Below are 24483 nucleotides of genomic sequence, written 5' to 3' on the forward strand. Positions count from 1 at the left end.
AGGAGCACCTGTGTCCCACCGCACCGCACCCGGCCGGCCCGCGCGCCGCCGTCGGGCCCGCGCCGCCGCCACCGCCCTCACGGCGGTCACCGCCCTCGCGCTCACCGCGTGCGCCGGCCCGAGCGTGGCCGGGGCCGACGGCGCCGGCACCGCGGGCGACGAGGCGACGGCCGAGGCCGTCGACTGGTCCGCCGTCGAGCCGGCGTCCGAGATCACCTGGTGGAGCAACCACCCCGGCACGTCGCAGGAGATCGAGCAGGAGCTCATCGACCGGTTCGAGGAGGAGTCCGGCATCACGGTCAACCTCGTCACGGCCGGCGCCAACTACGACGAGGTGGCCCAGCGCTTCCAGGCCGCGTCGCAGACCGACGAGCTCCCCGACCTCGTCATCGCGTCCGACGTCTGGTGGTTCCGGTACCACCTCAACGACCAGATCATGCCGCTCGACGACGTGCTCGAGTTCGTCGAGGCCGACGCGGACGACTTCCAGCCCGCGCTCTACGCGGACTACGCGTACGACGACCAGCACTGGGCCGTCCCGTACGCGCGCTCGACGCCGCTCTTCTACTACAACAAGGACCTGTGGACGGCGGCCGGCCTGCCCGACCGCGGCCCCGAGACGTGGGCCGAGCTGGAGGAGTGGGACGCGTCGCTCAAGCCGCTCGTCCCGGCCGGCGGCTCGACGTTCGGCCTGTCCACCGGGCCGTCGTGGGGCGCGTGGTGGTTCGAGAACATGATCTGGGGCCAGGGCGGCGCGTACTCCGACGGGTTCGACCTCACGCTCGACTCGGAGGAGTCGATCGCGGGCGGCCAGTTCCTGCACGACCTCTTCCACGAGAAGGGGGTCGCGACGCTCTCCGCGGACGACGCGATGGTCGACTTCTCGTCGGGCCTCATCGCCTCGACCATCGGCTCGACGGGTTCGCTCAAGGGCGCGCTCGACGCGGCGTCGTTCGAGGTCGGCACGGCGTACCTGCCCGACGGCCCCGACGGCGGCGGCACCCCGACGGGCGGCACCGGCCTCGCGATCCCGTCGTCGCGGTCGCCCGAGCAGCAGCTCGCCGCGGCGATGTTCCTCGCGTTCCTCACGAACACCGAGAACACGGCGTACTTCTCGCAGAACACGGGGTACATGCCGGTGCGCACGTCGGCCGTCGAGTCCGACGCGATGAAGGCCGTCTACGAGGCGACGCCGCAGTTCCGCACCGCCGTCGACCAGCTCGCCGACAAGGCGCGCCCGCAGGACGACGCGCGCGTCTTCATCCCGGGCGCCGACGCGCTCCTCAACGAGGCGATCGAGCAGATCGTCATCGAGGGTGCCGACCCGGCGGCCGCGTTCGAGTCGGTCGCCCCGCGCATCGAGACGGCGTACTCCGAGAACGTGGAGCCGTACCTGTGACGGCGACCGCCCTCGCGCCCACGGGCGCGGTGCCGGAACGGACCGCGCGCCCGCGCGTCATCGCGCACCGCGGCAACAGCTCCGTCGCGCCGCAGAACACGCTCGCCGCGTTCGAGGCGGCGTGGCGGGCGGGCGCGCACAGCATCGAGATCGACGTGCAGCTCACGGCCGACGGCGAGCCCGTCGTCATCCACGACGACACCGTGGACGCGACGACGTCCGGCAGCGGCACGGTCGCGCGGCTCGACCGTGCGGCGATCCGGGCGCTCGACGCCGGGTCGTGGTTCTCCCCGGCGTTCGGCGGCCAGCGCGTGCCGACGTTCGCCGAGGTCGTCGACCTCCTCGTGCGGCGGCCGGGCACCGACCTGCTGCTCGAGCTCAAGGGGTCGTGGACCCCCGAGCAGGTGCGGCGCGTCACGGGGCCGATCCGCTTCGCGGGCATCGCCGACCGGGTCGTGGCGCAGAGCTTCTGGCCCGAGACGGTCGCGGCGCTGCGCGAGGCCGACCCCGGCCTGCGCCGCGGGCTGCTCGTCGCGTCGCTCGACGACGACGTGCTCGCGCGGTGCGCCGAGCTCGACGTCGTGGCGTGCAACCCCCTGGGGCTGCTCGTCCTGGAAGACCCGGGGCTCGTGCAGCGCCTGCACGACGCCGGTCTCGACGTCGCGGTCTGGACGCTCAACGAGCCGGAGCACTGGGCCGCCGCGGTCGAGCTCGGCGTGGACGCGATCATCACCGACCGTCCCGACCGCCTCGCGGGCTGGCTCTCGGCGCGCGTCGTCTAGGAAGCCCGAGGACGGACCCCGGGTGCGGGTGAGGCGGAGCCGGACGGCTCCGGCTCACCGCCCCGGGGTCGCGGGCCGGTAGCGCAACGCCACCGCACCCGAGCGGAACTCGCGGCGGTCCACGAGCTCGAGCCGGATGCGCTCACGGAGACCGGCGAGCAGCGTCGGCCCGTGGCCGGCGAGGACCGGCTGCACGACGAACTCGTACTCGTCGATCAGCCCCAGGTCGGCCAGCGCGAGGGGGAGCGTCACGCCTCCCACCCACAGGCCCTCGCCCGGCTCCTGCTTGAGCCGCTCGACCGCGGGCCCCAGCTCGCCCCGCAGCAGCTCGGCGTTCCAGTCGGGCGCGCTCAGCGTGCTCGACACGACGTGCTTGCGCGCCCCGTCGATCGCCTCGGCGAACGGGACCTCCCACTCGTCCATCCAGTCGGGCCACGTGCCCGTGGCCGGGCGCCGCCAGGCCGACTCCATCATCTGGTAGGTCACCCGGCCGAACAGGAGGGCGTCGGCGCGCTCCATCTCGGCGGTCCAGTGGCGCATCGACTCCTCGTCCGGCGGCAGGCCCGCCTCGTGGTGGCAGCAGCCGTCGAGCGTGACGTTGATCGAGTAGCGCAGCGGTCTCATCTCGGTCCTCTCCCGTGGCGCGCAGCGAGGCGCCCCCGTGTTCACCCGTCCGTGGTGAGACGGCCGCCCGCACCGTTTCTCATCGGCGACCGGCGGCGTCGACGACCGTCAGCCGGGTCGGCTGCGGTGGGGGACCCGCACGCGGTCGAGGTCCTGCGCGACCGTGAGCTCGCCGTCGAACACCTCGCGCGCCTCGCGCCAGAACTCCGTCGGGTCGGGGTAGCGCTGCGAGAAGTGCGTGAGCACGAGCGAGCGCACGCCCGCCTCGGCCGCGACGGTCGCCGCCTGCCGCGCGGTGAGGTGGCCCCACCGCTCGGCCTGGTCGCGGTCGCGGTCGAGGAACGTCGACTCGATGACGAGCAGGTCGACGCCGTCCGCGAGGCGGTGCACGGCGTCGCACAGACGCGTGTCCATGACGAACGCGAACGACTGCCCCGGACGCGGGGCGCTCACCTCGTCGAGGGTGACGGTCCGCCCGTCGGGCGCGACGACCGCCCCGGTCCGGCGCAGCTCGCCCACCACCGGGCCCGCCAGGCCGCGGTCCACGAGGAGCGCGGGGTCGAGCGACCGGCCGTCGGGCTCGTCGAGGCGGTAGCCCATCGCCTCCAGGGTGTGGTCGAGGCGTTCCGCGCGCAGCGTGAACCCCGGCTCGGGGCGGCCGGTCACGGGTGGGACGACGCCGTCCGTCGTCAGCGGCTGCAGCTCCAGGTGGCCGCGGCGGAAGTGGGCGCTCGCGTCGAGCAGGTGGTCCACCCACCGCTGGCCCGACGCCGGATAGGTCACCCCGATCGTGTGCCGCACGCCGTCGCCGCTGATGCGCTGGGAGACGCCCGCGAGCCCGAGGGAGTGGTCGCCGTGCAGGTGCGTGATCGCGATGCGCGTGAGGTCGGTCGCGGACACGCCCGCGAACGACATCTGCCGCTGCGTGCCCTCGCCCGGGTCGAAGAGGATCGCCTCGTCGTCCCAGAACAGCACGTAGCCGTTGTGGTTGCGCGTGCGGGTCGGGACCATGCTGGCGGTCCCGAGGACGACGAGCTCGCGGCGGGACATGGCCCCAGCGTGCCACGACGCGGCGGGTCGTGGCGCGGCTCGTAGGGTGGCAGGAGGCCCTGCCGAGAACCGGAGAACCCGGAGAACCTGGAGAACCATGCGCCTGCTCCTCGTCCGTCACGGACAGACCCCGTCCAACGTCGCCGGCCTCCTCGACACCGCGCTGCCCGGCCCCGGTCTCACCGCGCTCGGCACGCGCCAGGCAGCCGCGATCCCGGAGGCGCTCGCGGACCGCGTCGTCGACGGCGTCGCGGTCTCGACCCTCGTGCGCACGCACCTGACCGCCGCACCGCTGGCCGAGCGGCACCGGTTCGACCTGCTGGAGCTCGACGGGTTCCGCGAGGTGGACGCGGGCGACCTGGAGATGTCGGCCGCGCACGACGACCACGCGACCTACCTCGAGACCGTGTTCGCATGGGGCCGCGGCGAGCCCGGCCGTCGCATGCCCGGCGGGCCTGACGGTGCCGAGTTCCTCGCCCGCTACGACGACGCCGTCGCGAGCGTCGCGCGCACGGGGTGGCGCACCGCCGTCGTCGTCTCGCACGGCGCGGCGATCCGCGCGTGGGCGTGCGCGCGCGTCGCGGGGGTCGACCTCGACCTGCTCGCCCGGACCCCGCTCGCCAACACCGGGCTGGTCGAGGTCGAGGGCGACCCGTCGTCGGGCTGGCGGCTCGCGGGCCTGAGCGACGGCCCGCTGGGCGGCGCGGCGCTGGACGACCTCGCGGCCGAGGACCCGACGGGCGAGTCCGTCGCCGAGGAGGAGCGTCGCGCGGCGACCGACGACTGACGGTTCGCGAGCGTATGGCGAGAACCTGGCGCGCGTCACGGGAGTGACATACGCTCGGCGGATGGCCTACGCACCGCTGCCCGCACCGAACGAGCGCGCGCTCGAGCCCGACATCGTCACGGACCTGCGCGAGCAGATGACCTACGGGTCGTACCTGCACCTCGACACGCTGCTCGCGGCCCAGGCGCCGGTGAGCGACCCGGAGCACCACGACGAGATGCTGTTCATCGTCCAGCACCAGACGACGGAGCTCTGGCTCAAGCTGGTGCTGCACGAGCTGCTCTCCGCGCGCGACCTGCTCGCCGCCGACGAGCTGGGCGCCGCGCTCAAGCGCATCGCACGCGTCAAGCACGTGCAGCGCACGCTCACCGAGCAGTGGTCCGTGCTCGCGACGCTCACCCCGAGCGAGTACGCGCAGTTCCGCGGGTTCCTCGGCCACGCGTCGGGCTTCCAGTCGTGGCAGTACCGCGCCGTCGAGTTCCTGCTCGGCAACAAGAACGCGCGCATGCTTGACGTGTTCGACGCCGAGCCCGACGCGCGCGCCGAGCTCGCCCGCCTGCTCGCCGAGCCGAGCGTCTACGACGAGTTCCTGCGCCACCTCGCGCGCCACGGCCACGACGTCCCGCAGCGCGTCCTGGACCGCGACGTCACCGTCGCGCACACCCTCGACGACGACCTCGTCGAGGTCTTCCGCCGCATCTACGACGACCCGGAGGCGCACTGGTCCGCGTACGAGACGTGCGAGGAGCTCGTCGACCTCGAGGACAACTTCCAGCTCTGGCGGTTCCGGCACATGAGGACGGTGCTGCGCATCATCGGCACCAAGCGCGGCACGGGCGGGTCGAGCGGCGTCGGGTTCCTGCAGAAGGCGCTCGACCTCACGTTCTTCCCCGAGCTGTTCGCGGTGCGCACGGAGATCGGGCGGTCGTGAACGGGAGGCACCTCGGCCGGCCCGGCGACGGCGGCACCTGGCTCCCGCCGCTCGTCGACGCGCACGTGCACCTCGGCCTCGTCGACCCCGTCGCCGTGCGGCGCGGCGGGATCGCCGTCGTGCACGACCTCGGGTGGGTGCCCGACGTCGCGCGCACGTGGCTCGGGCGGCCCGGCTTCCCGGAGGTCGTGTTCGCGGGCGCGTTCCTCACCGCCCCCGGCGGCTACCCGTCGGACCGGTCGTGGGCGCCCGCCGGGTCGGTCGAGGAGGTCGGATCGCCCGAGGCGGCCGTCGCCGCCGTCGACCGCCAGGTCGCCGCGGGCGCGTCGTTCGTCAAGGTCGCCCTGCACTCCGACGCCGGTCCGGTGCCCGACGACGCCACCCTCGCCGCGCTCGTCGGGCACGCCCACGCGCGGGGCCGGGACGTCGTCGCGCACGTGGAGGGGCGCGGCATGGCGGCCCGCGCGTTCGAGGCGGGGGTGGACAGGCTCGCGCACGCCCCGTTCAGCGAGCGCCTGCCCGACGACCTGCTGCGCGCGATGGCCCGCCCGCGCGCTCGCTCCCAGACGCGGTCTCGCTCACGCCCGGCCGCCGAGCACGACCCTGCCCGCGGCCGAACACGACCTGAAGGTCGGAATAGCCCGGATAACGACCCTCATGTCGTGTTCGGCGGAGGTGTGGGGAGTCTTGTGAGCTGGGTGAGCACCCTCGACATTCATGGCTGGGGGAGTCCGACGGCGGAGCAGGACGTCGCGATCGACAACGTGCGGCGCTTCGTCGCGCTCGGCGGGACGGTCGTCTACGGCACCGACCTCGGCAACGGGCCGCTGCCGACCGGCGTCGACGCGCGCGAGCTGCGGGCGCTCGCGGCGGCGGGTCTCGACGCGCACGCGCTGGTCGCGGCCCTCACGCGCGACGCCACCGCCCGGCGTGGCGTTCCCGGCCGAGCGCTGCGTCCCGGGTCGCAGCACTCGAGCGCGGACGCATCGTTCGCGACCTGGGTCCCCGGCGACCCGCCCGACACCGACGACGCGGACGCCGTCGCCGCGTGGCTCGCGCGCGCCGTCGTCGTCGAGCGCGACCCCACCCCTGACCTCGCCCGCGACACCGCGAGCGACCCCGCCGACCCCGCCCCGTCGGAAGGACGACCATGACCGAGGACCACGCCGCGCGCTCCGCCGCGCTCGACGCCGCCGACCCGCTCGCGCGGTTCCGCGACGCGTTCGTCGGCTCCGACGAGGTGACGGCCTACCTCGACGGGAACTCGCTCGGACGGCCGACGCGCGCGTCCGCCGAGCGGCTGGCCCGCTTCGCGACCGAGCGCTGGGGCTCGCGGCTCATCCGCGGCTGGGACGAGGAGTGGTACGACCTCCCGCTCACGGTCGGCGACCGGATCGGCGCGGTCGCGCTCGGCGCGGTGCCGGGCCAGACGTTCGTCGGCGACTCGACGACGGTGATCCTCTACAAGCTCGTCCGCGCCGCGCTCTCGGCGCCGCAGGTCGCGGGCCGCGACGAGATCGTGCTCGACGCCGGGAACTTCCCGACCGACCGCTACGTGCTGGAGGGCGTCGCGCGCGAGCACGGCGCGACGCTGCGGTGGATCGCGCCCGACCACGACGCCGGCGTGACCCCGGAGCAGGTCGCGGGGGCCCTCTCCGACCGCACCGCGCTCGTGCTGCTCAGCCACGTGGCGTACCGGTCGGGGTACGTGAGCGACGCGGCGGCGATCACCGCGCTCGCGCACGACGCCGGCGCGCTCGTGCTGTGGGACCTGTGCCACTCGGTCGGCGCGCTGCCGGTCGAGCTCGACGCGTGGGGCGTCGACCTCGCGGCCGGCTGCACGTACAAGTACCTCAACGGCGGGCCCGGTGCGCCCGCGTTCGGCTACGTCCGCGCCGACCTCCAGGGCGCCCTGACCCAGCCGATCCAGGGGTGGATGGGCAGCGCCGCGCCGTTCGAGATGGGCCCGGCGTACGCCCCGCACGACGGCGTCCGGCGCTTCCTCTCGGGGACGCCCGCGATCGTCGGGATGCTCGCGATGCAGGACATGCTGGACCTGGTGGACGCGGCGGGGATCGCGGCGGTGCGCGCGAAGTCGGTCGCGCTCACCGCGCACGCGACGGCCCTCGTGGACGACCTGCTGCTCCCGCTCGGTGCCCGGTACGCGTCGCCGCGCGACCCCGAGCGCCGGGGGAGCCACGTCACCGTCGACCACGACGCGTTCGAGGCGACGCTCCCGCTGCTGTGGGAGCGCGGCGTCATCCCCGACTTCCGTCGTCCGGACGGCCTGCGCCTCGGCCTGTCCCCGCTCTCCACGAGCTTCGACGAGGTGCGCGTCGGCGTCGAGGCGGTGCGGGACGCCCTGGTGGAGGTCCTCGCGGACGGGGCCGCGTGATCCTCGACGACCTCGACTCCCGCCCGGGGAGCACGACGTCGCTGCTGCGCACCGTCGTCGGGCTGTACCTGCGCGACCTCGGCGGGGCGGTCGCCGTCGCCGACCTGGTCGAGCTGTTGGGGGCGCTCGACGTCCCGCCCGTCGGCGCACGCGGCGCGGTCTCGCGGGCGAAGGCGAAGGGGCTGCTCGTCCCGGAGACCGTCGGCGGCCGGGCCGGCTACTCGCTCGCGCCCGACGCCGCGCGGATGCTGGCGCGGGGCGACCGGCGGATCTTCGCCTACCGGCAGCAGGGCGACGACGACCCGTGGTGCCTCGTGTCGTTCTCGCTCCCGGAGGAGCGGCGTGCCGTGCGGCACCAGCTCCGGCGGCACCTCGCGTGGATCGGTGCCGGCACCGTCGCGGACGGCCTGTGGATCGCGCCGGGGCACCTCGTGGACGAGGTCGAGGAGATCCTCGTCGGGCTGGGCGTGCGCGAGGCCGCGACGGTGTTCGTGGCCGGGCCGCCGCGCGTCGCCGGGTCGTTCGCCGACGCCGCCGCGCGGTGGTGGGACCTCGACCGGGTCGCCGCGCTGCACCGCGACTTCCTCGCCCGGCACGGCGGCTCGCGGCCCGGGGCCGCCCGGCCCGACGGCGTCCGGCCCGACGGCGTCCGGCCCGACGGCGTCCGGCCGCACGGTGGGGACGCCTCGCCCCGCGCGGCGTTCGCCCGGTGGGTGCGCGCGGTCGACGACTGGCGACCCGTCCCGTACGCCGACCCGGGCCTGCCGCTCTCGGCGCTGCCCGCGGACTGGCCCGGCGCGGCGAGCGTCGCGCTGTTCGACGGGCTCCGCGCGGACCTCGCCGCGGCCGCGGCGGACCACGTCCGGGTCGTCGTCGGGAGATGATCGGGGCACAGTGGGTGGCATGAGCGACACGACGCCCGACCTCCCGCCCGCCCTGCGCACGCTCGTGGACGCGACGAACGCGGGCGACGCCGCCCGGTTCCTCACGGCGTTCACGGACGACGGCTTCCTCGACGACTGGGGACGCCAGTTCCGCGGGCACGACGAGCTCGCGAGCTGGGACCGCACGGACAACATCGGCAAGAGGTCGCGCTTCGACGTGACCGGGCTGCGCGACGGTGCCACGCCCGACGAGGTGCTGCTGGACCTCACGGTCTCCGGCGACGGGTACAACGGGCCCGCGACGTTCACGATCCTCCTGCGCGAGGGCCTGATCGCGAGCCTCGTCATCTCCTGACGGGTCGACCGCGCGCGCCGTGTTCGCCGGTCGGTCCTCGTGCGTTCACCGGGGCGACGGGTGCCCGCCATCCCGGGCCTCTAGCGTGACAGCGCTTCCCACCACGGGTCCGGCGCCGCCACGGTGGTCCGACGGTCGTCGCCGCGCGGACCCCTGACCTGCGAAGGAACCCATGAACCCGCACGCCTCCCGGCTGCCCGGCGCGCTGACGCGCGCGGCGGCGTCGGCGCTCGCCGTCTCCCTGGTGGGGACGGTGCTCGTCGCCGCGACCGCGACCTCGACGGCCGCCGCCGACGAGTCCCTGCTCTCGACGTCCGGCACGACCTGGCGCTACCTCGACGACAACACGAACCCAGCCGGCACCGCCGCGGACCAGCGCGTGTGGACGACCACCGCGTTCGACGACTCCGCGTGGAAGTCCGCGACCGGCGCGTTCGGCGCCAAGCGCGGCGCCGCGACGGGCATCGGGGACGCGTTCCCGATCACGACGCTCCTCACCCAGTACATCGAGGGCACGACGACGGACGTGCCCACGTTCTTCTTCCGCACCGACGTGGAGCTCACCGCGGAGGACCTCGACGGCGTCCCGGCGTTCGAGGGCGAGATCGTCTACGACGACGCGGTGATCGTCTACGTGAACGGCGAGGAGGTCGTGCGCCTGGGCGACGACGGCCGCGAGATCACGGAGAACCTGCAGTACCACGGCAACGGGCGCACGGACCCGGTGACGGGAACGTTCGTCGTGCCGGCCGACGCGTTCGAGCCCGGCGAGAACACGATCTCCGTCGCGCTCTACCAGGACGCGCCGACCAGCTCGGACATCTACCTCGACGTCCGCTCGCTCGTCCCGACGCACGGCGAGGTGCGCGACGTCGCGCTCAACGTCGGCGCGGACGAGACGCAGGCCAACGTCGCGTGGTTCTCGACCCTGCCCGGCGCGGGCGAGGTGCAGTGGACCCGTGCCGACGAGGCGGGCGGCGAGGTCGACTGGCAGGCGGCCGCGACGTCGTCGTCCCGGGACGGCACGGCCGCGGACGGCGCGACGTACCACCACGCGACGATCACCGGGCTCGAGGAGGACTCGGCCTACGCGTACCGCGTCGGCAGCGCGAGCACCGGCTGGTCCACGCCGACGACGTTCACCACGGGCACGTTCGGCGACGAGTTCAGCGCGCTGTTCATCGGCGACGCGCAGATCGGCGCGAGCGGCAACGCGACGAACGACGCCACGCGGTGGGCCGCCAACCTCGACACGATGACCGCGCGCCACCCGGACACCGCGTTCCTCATCTCCGCGGGCGACCAGGTGGAGAACGCGGGGAGCACCGCGCAGTACGCCGGGTTCCTCGCGCCGCGCCAGATGCGCGAGCTGCGCTTCGCCGTCCAGGACGGCAACCACGACACCGCGTCCGCGCTCTACGACCAGCACTACGCGATGCCGAACCTGTCGACCGAGCAGCGCCGGGACTACTGGTACGCGTACAACAACGTGCTCGTCGTGGCGATCGACTCGAACGACTCCGACCCGGCCGAGATCGCCGGCCACGAGGCGTTCCTGCGCGACGTGATCGGCACGCACGGCGACGCGTACGACTGGGTCGTCGTGACGTTCCACCACTCGCTGTACAGCCAGGCGTTCCACTCGCGCGACACGGACGTGGTCCGCATGCGCGAGGCGCTGTCGCCCGTCTTCAGCGACCTGGGCGTCGACCTCGTCCTCGCGGGCCACGACCACATCTACACGCGCTCGTACCTCATGGAGGGCGCGACGCCCGTCGTCCCGGCCGAGGCGCCGGCCGAGGGTGACGTGCTCACCCCGGACGAGGACCAGGTCCTCTACCTCACGGGCAACTCGTCGTCGGGCTCCAAGTTCTACGACTTCGACGGCGCCAAGCCGTGGACGGCGCGCTGGGAGCAGTCGCGCGAGGCCAGCTACTCCGACCTCGACGTCACGCCCACGTCGCTGACCGTCACCACCTACGCGACCGGGTCGCAGCGCGTCGTGGACCGGGTGACGCTCCAGCGCGAGGACGCGGCGGGCCCCGCCCTCGACGTCGAGACCAGCGCGCGCTGCCTCGCCGGCACGGCGTACGTCGCGGTCCGCGCGACGAACACCGGCGACGTGCCCGCCGACGTCACGCTCACGACGCCGTTCGGCACGCGCACGTTCGCGGCGGTCGCGCCCGGCAAGGCCGCGTACCAGTCGTTCTCGACGCGGTCGGTCGCGGCCGACGCGGGCTCCGTCACGGTGACGGGCACTCGACCCGACGACGCTGCCCCCACGGTCCAGGACGCCGCCTACCCGGCGGTCGCCTGCGGCTGAGCCCGCCGCCGAACCCGGGGTCGTTCCCCAGCGCACGCTCGCGCTGGGGAGCGACCCCGGGTTCGGCGTGTCAGGTCGACGGCTCGTCGAGCGGCTCGACGACGATGCCGCCGAAGCGGGCTTCGCGTGCCCGGTGCTCGACGCCGCCGATCCAGACGCGGCCGTCCCGGACCGCGTCGGAGGCGGGGGAGCGGTCGAGGTAGTGCGCCTGGTAGCCGCCGCCGAAGTCCACGTTGGACAGCGAGACCGCGCGCCCGGCCTCGTCGGTGACGTCACGCTCGCACCACGTGCACACGTGCCGCGGGTAGCGGGGGTTCCAGCGGACGAGCGTCCCGCACAGCGGGCAGAACTGCGTGCGCACCGGCTCGGCGCCGGTCGGCTCGAGCGCGCCCGTACGGACGAGGCCGGCCTGCGCGGTGTGCCGAGCGAGCGCGGTGAGCTGGCGCCCGGCGATCCCGGGCCAGCCGTGGACGGCGGTCGCCCACTCGTACGGCACGGCCCGGGCTCCGTAGCACGCACCGAGCAGGGCGCCGGCGATGGCCGCGACCGTGTCCGTGTCGCCGCCGATCGAGACGGCGGCCTGGAGCGCGGCCACGAGGTGGTCGCGGTGGGCGAACGTCGAGCCCTGCGGCGCGGAGGTCGTCGCGATGGCGTGCCACGCCGCCTGGAGCGCGGTGACGGTGAAGCCGTTCTGCCGCAGGTCGGCCGTGGGTCGCGCGAGCTCGGCGTCCGCGATCCACGCCGACCAGCGCGCCCCGGCGTCCGGGTCGAGGAGGTCCAGCCCCGCGCGCACGTCCAGCCGCTGCTCGGTCACCGCGACCCGCACCGCCTCCGACCAGAGCACGCACGACTCGGCAGCGAGCGGGTCCGTGTGCGTGATCTCCGCGACGGCCCGCGCCGCGCGGGCGGTCGCGTCCCGGTCGTCCAGGGCCACCAGCCCGACGACGCCCGTGCGCATGAGCGCGCCGTTCCCGGCCGTGCGTCCGGTCGCCGCGTGCAGCGCGGCCGACGCCTCGCGCAGGCGCGTCGCGGCGGGTCCCCGGCGGGCGGCGGCGTCGTGCAGCACGGCGGCGGTCTGCGTCCCGACGTCGGTCGCGCCCCCGGTCCGCCACGCCTCGAACGCGGCGGCGACCTCGTCGAGCGGCGTCGCGCCGAACGCGTCCGGGACGGGGGAGAGCACGTCGCGGGCGGCCGTGACCCGCGCGACGCACACCGACATCTGCGTGTCGTCGCTCCACTCGCCCGGCGCGTACGGGCCGAGACCGCCGCCGCGCATGACCGCGACCGACTCTGGCTGGCCCGGGCCGGGCGGCTGCGCGAACTCGTACGGGACCCCGAGCACGTCGCCCGCCGCCTGGGCGAGCAGCACGCCCGACGCGCGGTCGAGGAGGGAGAAGCCGAGCGGGTCGAGGGGTTCGCGGGCGGGCGGGGGCGGCGTCGTCGTCACGGCGTGATCGTGCCACGATGAGCGGCATGACGACGACGCCCGACGACCTCGCCGCCCTGATCGCCTCCGTCGAGGCGGACGAGCGCGACCTCGTGCTCCGCACCTTCACGCACGACGACGCCTGGCGTCTCGGCTGCCTGCTCGTCGAGCTCGCCGACGAGCGCGACCTGCCCGTGACGATCGACGTCCGCAAGGGACCGCAGCAGGTGTTCCACGCGGCGCGCGAGGGCACGACCCCGGACAACGACTCCTGGGTCGAGCGCAAGGTGCGGGTCGTCGAGCGGTTCGGGGCGTCGTCGTACCTCGTGGGCCTGCGCGCCCGCGCGAAGGGGACGACGTTCGCCGACCAGCACCAGCTCCCGCTGCAGGAGTACGCCGCCCACGGCGGAGCGTTCCCGGTGCGTGTCGAGGGCGTCGGGATCGTCGGGGTCGTGACCGTGTCCGGGCTCGCCCAGGGCGACGACCACGCGCTGGTCACCGAGGCCCTGCGGTCGTTCCTCGGCTGAGCCGGGCAGACGGACGGGGCCGGCACCCGAAGGTGCCGGCCCCGTCCGTGGTCCGGGCGCGCAGGGGCGGGCGCGACCGGGGTCGGAGCGCCGGCGCGACGTCGTCCGCCGCGCCGGCGGTGCGGCGTCAGGCCGCGCGCGTGACCTCGATGCGCTGGGGAGCGCGGCCGGCGAACACGCCGGCGACCGTCACGGTGAGCACGCCCGCGTCGTAGGACGCGCGGACGGCGTCGGCCTCCGCGGTCTTCGGCAGGGTGACGGTGCGGCGGAACGCGCCGAACCGCACCTCGCGGACGCGGCGCCCGGCCGGGGCGACCTCGGCCGCCTCGTCGGCGCCGGTCTCGTCCGTGCCCGACTCGGGCTGCTCCCCGTCGGCCGCCTCGGTCGTCTCCGCCGCGGGGGCCTCGACGACGCGCTGGTCGCGACGCTCGCCGCGGACGACGAGGCGACGACCCTCGAGCTCGACGGTCACGTCCCGCTCCGGGTCGACGCCCGGCAGGTCGAAGCGGGCGACGAGGTCGTCGCCCTCGCGGTAGACGTCTGCGGCGGGCGCGTAGCCCGTCCGCGCGACGGGCGCACCCGCGGGCCGCGCCCAGAGCTGGCGCACGACGCGCTCGGTGGGCAGCGGGCGGAACGGCGCCACGGTGTAGGTGCTGATCATGGTGGTCCTCCAGGTCTGTCGTGCCACGGTCGGCCCGTGGCGTCCTGACCTGTCCAACCTTGAGCGTGCCCGGCTCAGTCCCGCGTTCGCGGACGACGAACGACGCCGCGCCCGACCCGTTCCGCCCGACCCGCGGGCGTCAGCAGAGCGCGACGTGCTGCCACGGCCCCCACGCCGCGGACGACGGCGTCTCGCCCTGCGTCCACCACCGCGCCTGCCACAGGCTCCCGCCGTGCAGCACCCGGTCGCCGCCGACGTAGACCGTCGTCGCGGACCATCCGGCGAGCGACGGGTCGTCGCACTCCGCGGGGTGCTCGGGCTCCGGCGTCGGGGTGTCCGTCGGGTCGGGGTCCGGCTCGTCGGTCGGGTCGGGCGTGGGCTGCTCCGTCGGGTCGGGCGTCGGGGTGCCGCCGCCCGTGCCCGTCACGGGAACGCCGGGGTTCACGAGCCCGTCCCCGCCGACGACCGTGTTGTCGTCCGTCACCGTGACCGGGCAGGTCACGGGGTCGTGCACCGTCACCTCGATCGCGTACCGGCCGCTGCCCGTCGCGCCCGTGAGGTCGGCGTGGTTGCCGCGGAACACGGTGCCGCAGCCCCACCCCGGGGACTGCTGGTGCGTCTGGAACCCGGACTTCGTCGTGACCGTCCCGACGTTGTCCTCGACGACGTAGTCGTTGCCCTTCACGTCGACCCACGAGTCGTCGTAGTTCGCCCCCGTGAGCCCGTCGCCGACGAACGTGTTGCCCGCGATCCGGCCGCCCGTCGTCCCCTCCTTGACGTCGACGTTCTCCCCGCGCACGAGCGGGCCGATGGTGTTGTCGACGATCTGCACGTGGTCCGACCGGTCGGAGTAGTCGTTCGCCGAGCCGACGTAGACCCCCTCGCCCATGCCGCGCAGGTTCTGGCCGGTGTCGTGGATGGTCGACCCGCGCACGATCCCGTACGAGCTCGACGACCGGAAGTGGATGCCCTCCATGTCGAGGTCGTGCACCGTGACGGCGTCGATCGTCACGTGGTCGGACGAGTCGACCATGATGCCCTTCTGCGCGTGCTGGACGGTGATGCCCTGCACCGTCCAGTGGTCGGCGTCGGTGAGGTGCAGGACGTTGCCGCCCCCGCTCGACGTGCGCAGCACGGCCGCGGCGCTCCCGCGCAGCACGACGGGGTCGCTCGCCGTCCCCGCCCGGCCCGTGACCTTGAAGTTGCCGACGTACGTCCCGTCCGCCAGCTCGATCGTCTGGCCCGGCACAGCGGCGCCGAGCGCAGCGCGCAGCTCGTTCGCGGTGGCGACGTGCACGACGGCGTCGCTCGCCACCGCGCTCGTCGCGCCGGCAGGCGCCCCGGCGAGCACGGCGCAGGCTCCGACGACCAGCCCGACGAGCGCCGTGAGGCCGCGACCAGGCCGGGTCGGAGCCGAGGTCGAGGCCGGGTGCAGGGCCGGGAGCGAGTGAGCGGCGGCGGCGTCGCCGCGTGCGGTGCGGGGCATGGGCCGACGGTGCCGCCGCACCCGCTGTAGGTCAACGGTCGGTGGCCGATCGTGTGGTTCTCCCGCACCGGCGTACGGGGAATCCCTACCGCTCCGTAGCGCGTCGGTCGGCGCGGCACGCACGCGTCCGACGCCGGGACCCGGTGGGTCCGCTCAGCCGCGGCGCGCGGTGCGCCGGGCCTTGCGGGCGGCCGCGGCGCGCTCCTCGGCGGCGTCGAGCCGCGCGTCGGCGTCGTCGAGCGACTCCTGGGCCGCTGCGACGGCGTCGCGCGCCTCGGCGAGCCGCGCGCGCAGGTCCTCGCGCTCGTCGGCGAGCCGGGCCAGCTCGTCTTCGACGCGCCCGAGCTCGTCCTCGACCTGCCCGACGGCGTCGCTCGCCGCGCGCACGCGCGTGCCCGCCTCGTCGCGCTCGGCCTCGATGCGGTCGACCTCGGCGGCCGTCTCCTCGACCTCCCGTTCCGCGGCCGCCACGGCGTCCTCCGCGGGGCTCTCCCCGTCGGCCGAGCCGGCGTCGGCCCGCGCGGACCGGGCTCCGCGCCCGCCGCGCGTCGTGCTCGTCCCCGGGTCCGCGGTCCCAGGCCCGCCCGGCCCCGCGGTGCCGCCGGTCCGCGCCCGCAGCTCGACGACGTCGGCGGGCTCGCCGCCCTCGTCGACGATCCCGAACCCGACGTGCTGCAGCGCCTGCGAGAGCCGCCCCGCGCGCACGAGCGCGCCCGCGTCCGGGTCCATGACGGCGGCGGTGAGCGTCTCCGCGAGCCGGTCGAGCGCCGTCGCGGAGACCGCCCGGCCGGCGACCTCGCCCGCGTCGCGCAGCTCGCCCACGACGCGCTCCACGCGCTCGCGCCGCAGCCGGTCGAGCGTGCGGATGCGTGTGCGGTCGCGGTCGGCCGTCGCGTCGCGGAGCTCGTCCCCGAGGCTGACGAGGGCGGCGACGTCGTCGGGTCGCTCGCGCGCGACCTGGTTGACGACCCACGCCGCCACGGTCGGCTTCGCGAGCCGCGCCACGCGCTCCGCCCCGACGGCGTCCCCCGACGCCTTGATCTCCTTCGCCGCCGCGGTGCGGGCGACGACGAACTGCTCGAGCGGCAGCGCGAAGAGCCCGTCGACGAGCGCGTCGGCGTCGGTACCGGCGTCCGCCGGGGTGCCGGTGCCGGGCGAGGCGTGCGGGCTCATGACGCCCAGCGTCGCACCCCGGCGCCCGACGTGCGTCCGCTCGGCCCTCCCCGGGCGGCGAGCAGTGCCACGAGGGCTGCCTCGGTGACGACGGGGATGCCGTACCGCCGGGCCGTGCGGGCCTTCGTCGAGAGCGAGTCCGGATCGGCGGCGACGACGAGCCGGCTCCGGCGCGTCACGTAGGGCCAGGGCGAGAGGCCGGCGGCCCGCACGTCGCGCTCCCAGGCCTCGCGCGTGCGCGACATCGACCCGGTGAGCACGACCTCGTCGCCGTCGGCGAGCACGAACGCCGGGCGTGGCGCGACGGCGAGCTCGGCCGCGAGGCGCGCCCCGAGCGCCGCCTCGACGGCTCCCGCGACGTCGTCGGCGTCGAGGCCGAGCTGGCCGGCGACCTCGTGCAGCGCGGGGTCGTCGCGGACGGAGCCGCCGTCGTCGCGATCGCCCGTGGCGGTCGCGCCGTCGAGGGCGTCGAGCTCCGCCCGGGCGAGGGCGGTCAGGTAGTCGCGGTGCAGGCCCTCGACCGCGGCCCGGTCCAGCCCGGCCCGCCGCGCCTCGGCGAGGAGCGCCGCACGCTCCGAGTGCGAGACGTAGCGGTCGAGGAGCGCGGCGTCGAGAAGACGCAGGTAGGTCTCGGTGTCGACGTCCGGGCGCTCGGCCTGGGCGCGCGCGTCGCCCGCGCGGGTGCTCGGTGCCTCGTCGAGCCCGGCGAGCCAGTGCCCGCGGGCGCGGCTCGCGCCGCGCAGGACCGGCTCCACGCCGGGGAGCGAGGCGGGCAGCGACCACCGCACCCCGTCGGCCGCGGCGCGTGCCACGTCCCAGCACTCGTCGTCGGCCGCGACGTCGAGGTAGTACCCGAGCAGCCCCGCGGTGGCGCGCGCGTCGCCCAGGGCCGAGTGGACGCCGTCGTGCACGACGCCCACGGCCGCGCAGCACGCGGCGAGCGCGCGCGAGCCCGTGAGGTACCGGCCCGCGAGCTGCTGCGTGCACAGGCACGCGACGGGGTCGATCGCGGCCGCGATGCCCGCGCGCCCGATCTCCGCGCGCAGGAACCGTGTGTCGAACGCCGCGTTGTGGGCCACGAGGACGCGCCCGGCGAGCAGGCGCAGGAGCGCGGGGGCCACGCGGTCGAACGTCGGGGCGAGGGCGACGTCGGCCGCCGCGATGCCGTGCACGTGCTGGGGCCCCAGGTCGCGCTCGGGGTTGACCAGGGTGGACCACTCGTCCTCGACCCGGCCCGCGGCGTCGACCAGCACCACCGCGACCTCGGCGACCCGGTCGCCGAGACGCGGGGAGAACCCCGTGGTCTCGAGGTCGACGACGGCGAATCCGGGCACGGGCACAGTCTGCCCGACGCCGCCCACGCCTGGTCGCCACCCGGGCCGACCACAGCCGACCCGTGCGCGCCCAGGGGTTTCGCGCGTGGCCGCGTGGGCCTACGCTCGCGAGCACACGAGCCCTCGCAGCGTCGCGTCTCGTGTGCGACTCGGCCGGACCCCGACACGACCGGGGTCGGTCGGCGGGGGCCACTGTCGAGGAGGATGCGTGAGACCACGAACGATCGTCCCGTCTGCCGCCGCCGCGAGCCTCGTGCTCGCGGCTCTGACCGCAGCGCCCGTCGGCGCTGCCCCCGGGGGCGGCCTCCGCGCCGCCGACGAGCCTCCCCCGCTCGAGGACCTCGTCACCGGCGACGCGGTCATGCAGCGGCTCCAGGACTTCCAGGACATCGCGGACGCCAACGGCGGCAACCGCGCGATGGAGACGCCCGGCTACGAGGCGAGCGCCGTCTACGTCGAGGACGCCCTGCGGGCCGCGGGCTACGAGCCCGAGCGCCAGTACTTCACGTTCGAGGACCTGGTCACCGACGACCTGTCCCTCACCGCGGCCGGCGTCGAGGTGACGTCGGACGTGTACCCCGCCGAGTTCGCCCCCGACACCCCGGACGACGGCGTCACGGGCCCGATCGTCCAGCCCGCCGACGCGCTGGTCCAGGGCTGCACCGCCGACACCTGGGACGGGGTCGCGGTCGACGGCGCCGTCGCGCTGGTCAGCCGCGGGTCGTGCCCGTTCGCGGACAAGGCACGGTTCGCCGCGGAGGCCGGCGCCGCCGCCGTGATCCTCTACAACAACACCGACGGCGCGCTCAACCCGACCCTCGGCGAGGCCAGCGACGTCTGGGTCCCGACCGTCGGCATCACGCAGGCCGACGGCCAGGCGATCCTCGCGGCGATCGCGGGCGGTGCCGAGGCGGTCGCGACCTACGACCTGCAGACGCACGTCGAGGAGTTCGAGACGTTCAACGTGCTCGCCCAGACGCCGGGCGGTCGCGACCACAACGTCGTCATGGTCGGCGCGCACCTCGACGGCGTCGAGGACGGCCCGGGCATCAACGACAACGGCTCTGGGTCGGCCGCGATCCTGGAGGTCGCGGTCCAGCTCGCCGCCGCGACCGACGGCGGCCAGGACGTCGAGAACGCGGTCCGGTTCGCGTGGTGGGGCGCGGAGGAGGTCGGGCTGCGCGGCTCGACGCACTACGTGAGCGACCTCGTCGAGAACGACCCCGCGGCGCTCGACGACATCGCGACCTATCTCAACTTCGACATGGTCGGCTCGCCGAACTACATCATCGGCGTGTACGACGCGAACGAGTCGACGTACCCCGCGCCCGTCGAGGTGCCGCCGGGCTCGGCCGAGACCGAGGCGGTGTTCACCGACTACTTCGACGGCATCGACCAGGCGTGGGTCGACACCGAGTTCTCGGGCCGCTCCGACTACCAGGCGTTCATCGAGAACGGGATCCCGGCGTCCGGCCTGTTCACCGGCGCGGACGGCTCGAAGACAGCCGAGGAGGTCGCGCTGTTCGGCGGCACCGAGGGCATCTTCTACGACCCGAACTACCACTCGCCCGCGGACACGATCGACAACGTCGACGCGACCGCGCTCGACATCATGTCCCGCGCGATCGGGCACGCGGTCGCCTCGCTGTCCGAGGACACGTTCGCGATCAACGGCGTCGGCAACCCCCGCGTCGACGCGATCGAGGCGGAGGCGCGGTGCCTGAACGGCACCGCGTACGTCGCCGTCCGCGCGACCAACGGCGAGGACCAGCCCGTGTCGCTGCGCCTCGTGACGCCGTTCGGCCAGCGGGCGTTCGGCCAGGTCGCTCCGGACGCGAACGCGTACCAGTCGTTCTCCACCCGGTCGGCCTCGGTCGACGCGGGCACCGTGAGCGTCGTCGCGCGCCTCGCGGGCGGCGGGGAGAACCACGCGCAGACGTACGACGTCGCGTACGACGCGATCGCCTGCGGCTGACGCCGCGCGGGTCGCACGACGGCGGGGCCGTCCTCCACGGGAGGGCGGCCCCGCCTGCGCCCCCACCAGGTCTACGCTGGCCCGCGGTGCGCCGTCGGGAGGCGCGACGGACAGGGGGTCACGTGGCGAAGGAACCGTTCCTCACGACGACGGACGACGAGCCGGGCGAGGGCCCCGACCTGCCCGGCACGACATCGGGCGACGGGCGCAGCACCCTCGCACGGCTGCTCGGCGAGAAGCGCCTCCTGCGCGTCCCGGCGGTGCCGCGCCCCACGCTCCCGCGCCCCTCGTTCTCGCTGCCCGGCCCGCTCGGCCGGCGCGCTCGGGGCGACGTCGGGCAGCCGGCCGGGCAGCCGGCCGAGCAGCCCGGCACCCGGCCCGGCGAGCACCCGGTCGACCTGCTCGAGGGCGGACAGGCGGCCGTGCGCGGCGCCGTCGACCCGGGGGCCGACCATGGCGCCGGACCGGACCTCGACGCCGCGCTGGAGGACGCGCTCGTCGAGGCGCTCGCGGCCGACGGTGCGGAGGCCGACGGCGGGACGGGCGCCGGTCCCGCCGACGACGGTGCGTTCGACGAGGTCGTCGCGGAGTGGGTGCGGCGCGCGATCGCCGCGTACCCGCGGCCGTCGTACCCGCTCGACCGCGAGTGGGACGTGTCGGTCCAAGGGGTCGTGCGGCTCGTCCCCTACGTGCCGCGGTTCGCGACGGCGCCGCTCGCGCTGCTCGACCGGTTCGGCGCGGTGACGATCGGCCCCCGGCGGGTGGGCCTCGACGGCAAGGACGTGGACTGGGAGCGCGTGGTCGAGGTGCGCACGGCGCCCGCGTGGACGTGCCTGTCGGCCGAGGCGCTGGAGGTGAACATCGCGCAGTACGTCGTGGCGCTGCCCCCGCTGCCCGGCCGAGCGTGGGTCCTGCGGAAGATCAGCGAGCTCCTGCTCTCGCTCTACCTCGCCGTGCTCCCGCCGGAAGCGGACGGCGACGACGCCGTCGCCGACGCCCAGGCCCTCCTCGGGACGGCCGGCGTCGAGGGAAGCGTCCCGGACCTGCCCGACGACGATGCGGAGGCCCCGGGCGCGGACGTCGCCGACACGGTCGCGGACGCGCCGTCGGACCCGATGTTCGACCGGGTGGTGACGCAGGTGGTCTACCGGCGGCGGTTCGGGACGGGCGAGGCGCAGGCGAGCACGACGAGCGTCCTGCTCCAGCTCGCGCTGCGCGGCGCCACGGACACGATCGTCCGCACGGCCGCCGAGCGCGGCGTCGAGGTCGTGCACGTGCGCGCCGAGGACACGAGCGTCGGGTCGGTCGTGGCGCGCGCGGCGACGTGGCGCCGCACGGCGCTCGACCTGCGCGAGCGGGTGGGCCGCCGACTCGGGCGCTGACGGCTACCTGTCGAGCGCCTCGAGGATCGGCGTGCCGCCCGCGGTGAACCGCACGAAGCGCCCGACGGTCGCCGGGGTGCGCACGGCCTGCGCGACGACCATCGCGACGTCTGCGCGCGACACCCGTGACGCGGCGCCGCTCGGGACGTCGTCGGCGCCGTCGAGCCCGTCGGGGCCGTCACCGACGACGCGGATCGCGCCGGTCGGGCCGTCGTCGGTCAGCGTGCCGGGCCCGAGGATCGTCCAGTCGAGGTCGGTGCCGCGCAGGTGGTCGTCGGCGGCGAGCTTGGCGTCCGCGTAGGCGAAGAAGCTCGAGTCGGGGTCGACGCCGTGGTCGGGCACGGACCCGATCCACGACACCATGAGGTACCGGCTCACGCCGGCGGCGGAGGCGGCGTCCATCGAACGGCTCGCGGCGTCGCGGTCGACGGCGTAGGTGCGCTCCCGGTTCCCGCCGCCCGCCCCCGCGGACCACACGACGGCGTCGAACCCGCCGAGCGCGGCGGCGAGCTCGTCGACGGACGCGCTCTCGACGTCGAGCAGGAGCGGGTCGCCGCCCAGGCGCCGGACGAGCGGGAGCTGCTCCTCGGCGCGCACGATCCCCGTCACGGCGGCGCCGTGGTCGACGAGGATCGGGACGAGCAGCCGGCCCACCTTGCCGTGGGCACCGACGAGGGCGATCTTCATGCGGCGTGCTCCTGTCTGCGGGCGTCGAGATCGACCCGAGTGGCCGAGATCGACCCCCGGAGGGCCGATCTCGAGACCGTCAGGCCGATCTCGCGGTCTGGTCCCACGGTGCTCCCGCACCGGCCGCGCCGCCACCCGAGGGACTGGTCAGGGGCACTGGCGGGCGTTCGGGGCGGCGCCGAGGACGACCGTCTCCGACGCCCGGACGAGGTCGCCGCCCGTCGGGTCCTGCACGCAGACCGTCCAGCCGTTCGACGCGCCCGGCAGAGCGCCCGCCTGGGGGTCGCGTGCGTCGACGACCACCACCGTCACCGCGCCCCGCTGCTCCAGGTCGGCGCGCGCCTGCTTGAGCCTCGTCTCGACGAGGTTCGGCATCGGGAACGCGGGCTCGATCTCGACCGAGAGCTCGATGCCGTCGGACCCGCCCGGCGGGACCGGGCTGCCCGGCCCGGTCGTCGGGCCGTCGGTGGGGCCGGTCGTCGGGTCGCCGGTCGGCTCCCCGGTCGGGCCCGTGGTCGGCTCTACGGTGGGCGACGGCGTCGGGGTCCCGGGACCGCCCGGCACCCCCTCGACGCGGCAGCCCGCCAGCGCCGCCACCGCCACGGCCGCGAGCACGACGACGCGCGTCCGTCGCGGTACCGCCGTCGTGCGCGCACGCCCGACGCGGTGCGCCCCGTGCTCCTGGGAGATGTCCTTCTGCCGGCCCGTCGTCGTCGACGGTGCCGTCGTTCGTCCTGCCACCACACGTGCCCCCGTTGCCCCTGCGAACTTCCCTGCGTCTTCGAGGGTACGTGACGGTCGCCGCGCGTGCGGCCGGGGGAGGGGGCAGGGCCGGGTGATCCTCGAGCGCGGGTCAGCCGCCGCGCGGGGCCGTGCGCTTGGGCGGCCGGACGGTCGGGACGTCGCCGACGATGGGGATCGGCCGCCGGTGGAACGGGAAGCCGTAGCGCGTGACCAGGCCGGCGAGCGTCGTCAGCCGGTTGCGGGGCCCGATGAGCCCCATGATGTGGACGAACAACCACGCGAGCCACGCCACGCCCCGCGTGAGCCGCAGCCGCCCGACGACCTCCGCGATCGCCGCGCGCCGCCCGATGACCGCCATGGTGCCCTTGTCGAAGTAGCGCAGGGACGTCGTCGGGCGCCCCGCGAGCAGCGCCTCGATGTTGCGCGCGACCTGAGCGCCCGACTGGATCGCCGGCTGCGCGAGCTGCGGCAGCCCCGCCGGGGAGATCGCGATGTCGCCGGCCGCGAAGACCCCGGGCAGACCCTCCACCTGCAGGTCGTCCCCGACGACGACGCGCCCGCCCTCGCCGCGCGGCAGATCCCAGTCGTCGACCTCCTCGTGCGGGTGGACGCCCGCCGACCAGACCGTGAGGTCGGACCGGATGCGCGTGCCGTCCGTGAGCACGACGGCATCCGGCAGCACCTCGGCGACCCCGGCCCCCAGGTGCAGGCCGACGCCGCGACGTCGCAGCTCCTCGGCGGCGTACCGGCGCAGCCTCGGGTGGAACGACTTGAGCACCTCGCCGCCGCGCTGGACGATCTTCACCTCGAACGCGTCGCCGTGGATCTCCGGGTAGGCGGGGCGCAGGCCCGCGGTGCGCAGCTCGGCGAGCGCCCCCGCGACCTCGACGCCCGTCGCGCCGCCGCCCACGACCACGACGCGCAGACCCTCGTCCGTCCCGGGGTTCGCCGCCGCCTTCTCGAGCCGGATGAAGAGCGTGTCGCGGATCTTCATCGCCTGCGACCGCGAGTACATGGGGAACGAGTTCTCCTTGGCGCCCGGGGTGCCGAAGAAGTTCGCCGTGACGCCGTTCGCGACGACGAGGAAGTCGTAGTCGACCCACTCGTCGTTGAGGAGCCGGATGCGGTGCGCCTCGTGGTCGATCCCGACGAGGTGCTCGTGCACCACCCGCACGTTCTTCTGCTTGAGCCGCAGCCCGCGCAGGAAGTACGTGACGTCACCCGGGTTCAGGCCGCCGGTCGCGACCTGGTAGAGCAACGGCTGGAACGTGTTGTAGACGCGGCGGTCCACGAGCGTCACGCGCACGGGGGCCTTCGCGAGCCCCTTGACGACGGCGAGGCCGGCGAACCCCGCACCGACCACCACGACGTGCGGCAGGGAGTCGGGGGCTGCTGCCGCACCAGGCGCAGCGGTGACGGGCTCGGGCACGGGGCCTCCTCGGGGCGACGGGGTGGGAGAGCGCCGGTGCCCGCCCGCCTGCGTCGCGGACGTCGCCGACGACGTCTGCCAGGTTACGGCGAACCCCGCCCCCGCGCCGAACAGGCGCCGCGACGCGCG

At 75.3% G+C, this 24483-nt stretch carries 22 protein-coding genes; 12 read left to right on the top strand and 10 right to left on the bottom strand.

What is annotated here, in order from left to right; genetic code table 11:
• Positions 1-10 precede the first annotated feature (10 nt).
• Positions 11-1399, top strand: coding sequence for an ABC transporter substrate-binding protein (locus ABRQ22_RS00570; protein WP_253054396.1), 1389 nt, complete (start codon positions 11-13; stop codon positions 1397-1399).
• On the top strand, positions 1396-2181 hold the full coding sequence (locus ABRQ22_RS00575) for a glycerophosphodiester phosphodiesterase family protein (protein WP_253054394.1): 786 nt from the start codon (positions 1396-1398) through the stop codon (positions 2179-2181). The genes ABRQ22_RS00570 and ABRQ22_RS00575 overlap by 4 nt, the downstream gene beginning before the upstream one ends.
• 54 nt (positions 2182-2235) lie before the next feature.
• Here ABRQ22_RS00575 and ABRQ22_RS00580 read toward each other — a convergent pair whose 3' ends face one another.
• A complete protein-coding gene (locus tag ABRQ22_RS00580) occupies positions 2236-2805 on the bottom strand; it encodes a dihydrofolate reductase family protein (protein WP_253054392.1) in 570 nt (189 codons plus the stop codon).
• A 108-nt stretch (positions 2806-2913) separates the two neighbouring features.
• Positions 2914-3855 carry a ribonuclease Z gene (locus tag ABRQ22_RS00585; protein ID WP_253054386.1) on the bottom strand — a complete coding sequence of 314 codons (942 nt, stop codon included), beginning with the start codon at positions 3853-3855 and terminating at the stop codon, positions 2914-2916.
• A gap of 97 nt (positions 3856-3952) precedes the next feature.
• Here ABRQ22_RS00585 and ABRQ22_RS00590 point away from each other — a divergent pair, with 97 nt between their 5' ends.
• The 7 genes from ABRQ22_RS00590 (at position 3953) to ABRQ22_RS00620 (ending at position 11530) form a co-directional block, all read left to right on the top strand.
• The gene (locus ABRQ22_RS00590; protein ID WP_253054384.1) at positions 3953-4642 is read left to right on the top strand and encodes a histidine phosphatase family protein; all 690 of its coding nucleotides are present in this window, start codon (positions 3953-3955) and stop codon (positions 4640-4642) included.
• 136 nt (positions 4643-4778) lie between these two features.
• Entirely contained in the window at positions 4779-5573 is a 795-nt protein-coding gene (locus tag ABRQ22_RS00595) for a tryptophan 2,3-dioxygenase family protein (RefSeq protein ID WP_253054942.1), read from the top strand.
• Entirely contained in the window at positions 5570-6727 is a 1158-nt protein-coding gene (locus ABRQ22_RS00600; RefSeq protein WP_253054382.1) for a hypothetical protein, read from the top strand. The genes ABRQ22_RS00595 and ABRQ22_RS00600 overlap by 4 nt, the downstream gene beginning before the upstream one ends.
• The gene (locus ABRQ22_RS00605; RefSeq protein WP_253054380.1) at positions 6724-7968 is read left to right on the top strand and encodes an aminotransferase class V-fold PLP-dependent enzyme; all 1245 of its coding nucleotides are present in this window, start codon (positions 6724-6726) and stop codon (positions 7966-7968) included. The genes ABRQ22_RS00600 and ABRQ22_RS00605 overlap by 4 nt, the downstream gene beginning before the upstream one ends.
• Positions 7965-8852 (top strand): PaaX family transcriptional regulator C-terminal domain-containing protein, encoded by an 888-nt coding sequence (locus tag ABRQ22_RS00610; RefSeq protein ID WP_353708217.1) that lies wholly within the window; start codon positions 7965-7967, stop codon positions 8850-8852. Before ABRQ22_RS00605 ends, ABRQ22_RS00610 begins: the two co-directional genes overlap by 4 nt.
• 19 nt (positions 8853-8871) lie before the next feature.
• Positions 8872-9207 carry a nuclear transport factor 2 family protein gene (locus ABRQ22_RS00615; RefSeq protein WP_253054376.1) on the top strand — a complete coding sequence of 112 codons (336 nt, stop codon included), beginning with the start codon at positions 8872-8874 and terminating at the stop codon, positions 9205-9207.
• Between the two features lie 172 nt (positions 9208-9379).
• Positions 9380-11530, top strand: coding sequence for a fibronectin type III domain-containing protein (locus ABRQ22_RS00620; protein ID WP_253054374.1), 2151 nt, complete (start codon positions 9380-9382; stop codon positions 11528-11530).
• A gap of 70 nt (positions 11531-11600) precedes the next feature.
• On the opposite strand, the gene ABRQ22_RS00625 is transcribed toward ABRQ22_RS00620, so the two are convergent.
• Positions 11601-12977 (bottom strand): ADP-ribosylglycohydrolase family protein, encoded by a 1377-nt coding sequence (locus ABRQ22_RS00625; protein WP_253054372.1) that lies wholly within the window; start codon positions 12975-12977, stop codon positions 11601-11603.
• A 26-nt stretch (positions 12978-13003) separates the two neighbouring features.
• Between ABRQ22_RS00625 and ABRQ22_RS00630 the strand changes: the two genes are divergently transcribed.
• On the top strand, positions 13004-13483 hold the full coding sequence (locus tag ABRQ22_RS00630; protein WP_253054368.1) for a heme-degrading domain-containing protein: 480 nt from the start codon (positions 13004-13006) through the stop codon (positions 13481-13483).
• Positions 13484-13610: 127 nt separating this feature from the next.
• On the opposite strand, the gene ABRQ22_RS00635 is transcribed toward ABRQ22_RS00630, so the two are convergent.
• From ABRQ22_RS00635 to ABRQ22_RS00650, 4 genes are all read right to left on the bottom strand, one after another.
• Positions 13611-14144, bottom strand: coding sequence for an Hsp20/alpha crystallin family protein (locus ABRQ22_RS00635; protein WP_253054366.1), 534 nt, complete (start codon positions 14142-14144; stop codon positions 13611-13613).
• A 139-nt stretch (positions 14145-14283) separates the two neighbouring features.
• The gene (locus tag ABRQ22_RS00640; protein WP_253054364.1) at positions 14284-15630 is read right to left on the bottom strand and encodes a carbohydrate-binding protein; all 1347 of its coding nucleotides are present in this window, start codon (positions 15628-15630) and stop codon (positions 14284-14286) included.
• A 153-nt stretch (positions 15631-15783) separates the two neighbouring features.
• Positions 15784-16803 (bottom strand): hypothetical protein, encoded by a 1020-nt coding sequence (locus ABRQ22_RS00645; protein WP_253054362.1) that lies wholly within the window; start codon positions 16801-16803, stop codon positions 15784-15786.
• Positions 16800-18137 (bottom strand): exonuclease domain-containing protein, encoded by a 1338-nt coding sequence (locus ABRQ22_RS00650; RefSeq protein ID WP_253054359.1) that lies wholly within the window; start codon positions 18135-18137, stop codon positions 16800-16802. The genes ABRQ22_RS00645 and ABRQ22_RS00650 overlap by 4 nt, the downstream gene beginning before the upstream one ends.
• Positions 18138-18345: 208 nt before the next feature.
• On the opposite strand from ABRQ22_RS00650, the gene ABRQ22_RS00655 reads away from it, so the two are divergent.
• Positions 18346-20112 (top strand): M28 family peptidase, encoded by a 1767-nt coding sequence (locus tag ABRQ22_RS00655; RefSeq protein ID WP_353708218.1) that lies wholly within the window; start codon positions 18346-18348, stop codon positions 20110-20112.
• A 122-nt stretch (positions 20113-20234) separates the two neighbouring features.
• Positions 20235-21494 carry a hypothetical protein gene (locus tag ABRQ22_RS00660; RefSeq protein WP_353708219.1) on the top strand — a complete coding sequence of 420 codons (1260 nt, stop codon included), beginning with the start codon at positions 20235-20237 and terminating at the stop codon, positions 21492-21494.
• A gap of 3 nt (positions 21495-21497) precedes the next feature.
• Here the strand turns inward: ABRQ22_RS00660 and ABRQ22_RS00665 are convergent, their stop codons facing one another.
• The 3 genes from ABRQ22_RS00665 to ABRQ22_RS00675 all read right to left on the bottom strand — a co-directional run bounded on the left by ABRQ22_RS00665 (position 21498) and on the right by ABRQ22_RS00675 (position 24354).
• Entirely contained in the window at positions 21498-22181 is a 684-nt protein-coding gene (locus tag ABRQ22_RS00665; protein WP_253054353.1) for an SDR family oxidoreductase, read from the bottom strand.
• 147 nt (positions 22182-22328) lie between these two features.
• Positions 22329-22922 (bottom strand): hypothetical protein, encoded by a 594-nt coding sequence (locus tag ABRQ22_RS00670; protein ID WP_353708220.1) that lies wholly within the window; start codon positions 22920-22922, stop codon positions 22329-22331.
• 112 nt (positions 22923-23034) lie between these two features.
• Positions 23035-24354: an NAD(P)/FAD-dependent oxidoreductase gene (locus ABRQ22_RS00675; RefSeq protein ID WP_353708221.1), complete on the bottom strand. Its 1320-nt coding sequence runs from the start codon at positions 24352-24354 to the stop codon at positions 23035-23037.
• Positions 24355-24483 lie beyond the last annotated feature (129 nt).

Origin of the sequence: Cellulosimicrobium sp. ES-005, from assembly GCF_040448685.1 — a bacterium.
Classification (GTDB): Bacteria; Actinomycetota; Actinomycetes; order Actinomycetales; family Cellulomonadaceae; genus Cellulosimicrobium; species Cellulosimicrobium cellulans_G.

Bases quoted from the DNA above. Each gene is read 5' to 3' on its own strand.
- ABRQ22_RS00640 (WP_253054364.1), bottom strand. From the start codon at position 15,630: ATGCCCCGCACCGCACGCGGCGACGCCGCCGCCGCTCACTCGCTCCCG.
- ABRQ22_RS00605 (WP_253054380.1), top strand. From the start codon at position 6,724: ATGACCGAGGACCACGCCGCGCGCTCCGCCGCGCTCGACGCCGCCGAC.
- ABRQ22_RS00635 (WP_253054366.1), bottom strand. From the start codon at position 14,144: ATGATCAGCACCTACACCGTGGCGCCGTTCCGCCCGCTGCCCACCGAG.
- ABRQ22_RS00665 (WP_253054353.1), bottom strand. From the start codon at position 22,181: ATGAAGATCGCCCTCGTCGGTGCCCACGGCAAGGTGGGCCGGCTGCTC.
- ABRQ22_RS00645 (WP_253054362.1), bottom strand. From the start codon at position 16,803: ATGAGCCCGCACGCCTCGCCCGGCACCGGCACCCCGGCGGACGCCGGT.
- ABRQ22_RS00630 (WP_253054368.1), top strand. From the start codon at position 13,004: ATGACGACGACGCCCGACGACCTCGCCGCCCTGATCGCCTCCGTCGAG.
- ABRQ22_RS00585 (WP_253054386.1), bottom strand. From the start codon at position 3,855: ATGTCCCGCCGCGAGCTCGTCGTCCTCGGGACCGCCAGCATGGTCCCG.
- ABRQ22_RS00615 (WP_253054376.1), top strand. From the start codon at position 8,872: ATGAGCGACACGACGCCCGACCTCCCGCCCGCCCTGCGCACGCTCGTG.
- ABRQ22_RS00580 (WP_253054392.1), bottom strand. From the start codon at position 2,805: ATGAGACCGCTGCGCTACTCGATCAACGTCACGCTCGACGGCTGCTGC.
- ABRQ22_RS00590 (WP_253054384.1), top strand. From the start codon at position 3,953: ATGCGCCTGCTCCTCGTCCGTCACGGACAGACCCCGTCCAACGTCGCC.
- ABRQ22_RS00620 (WP_253054374.1), top strand. From the start codon at position 9,380: ATGAACCCGCACGCCTCCCGGCTGCCCGGCGCGCTGACGCGCGCGGCG.
- ABRQ22_RS00595 (WP_253054942.1), top strand. From the start codon at position 4,779: ATGACCTACGGGTCGTACCTGCACCTCGACACGCTGCTCGCGGCCCAG.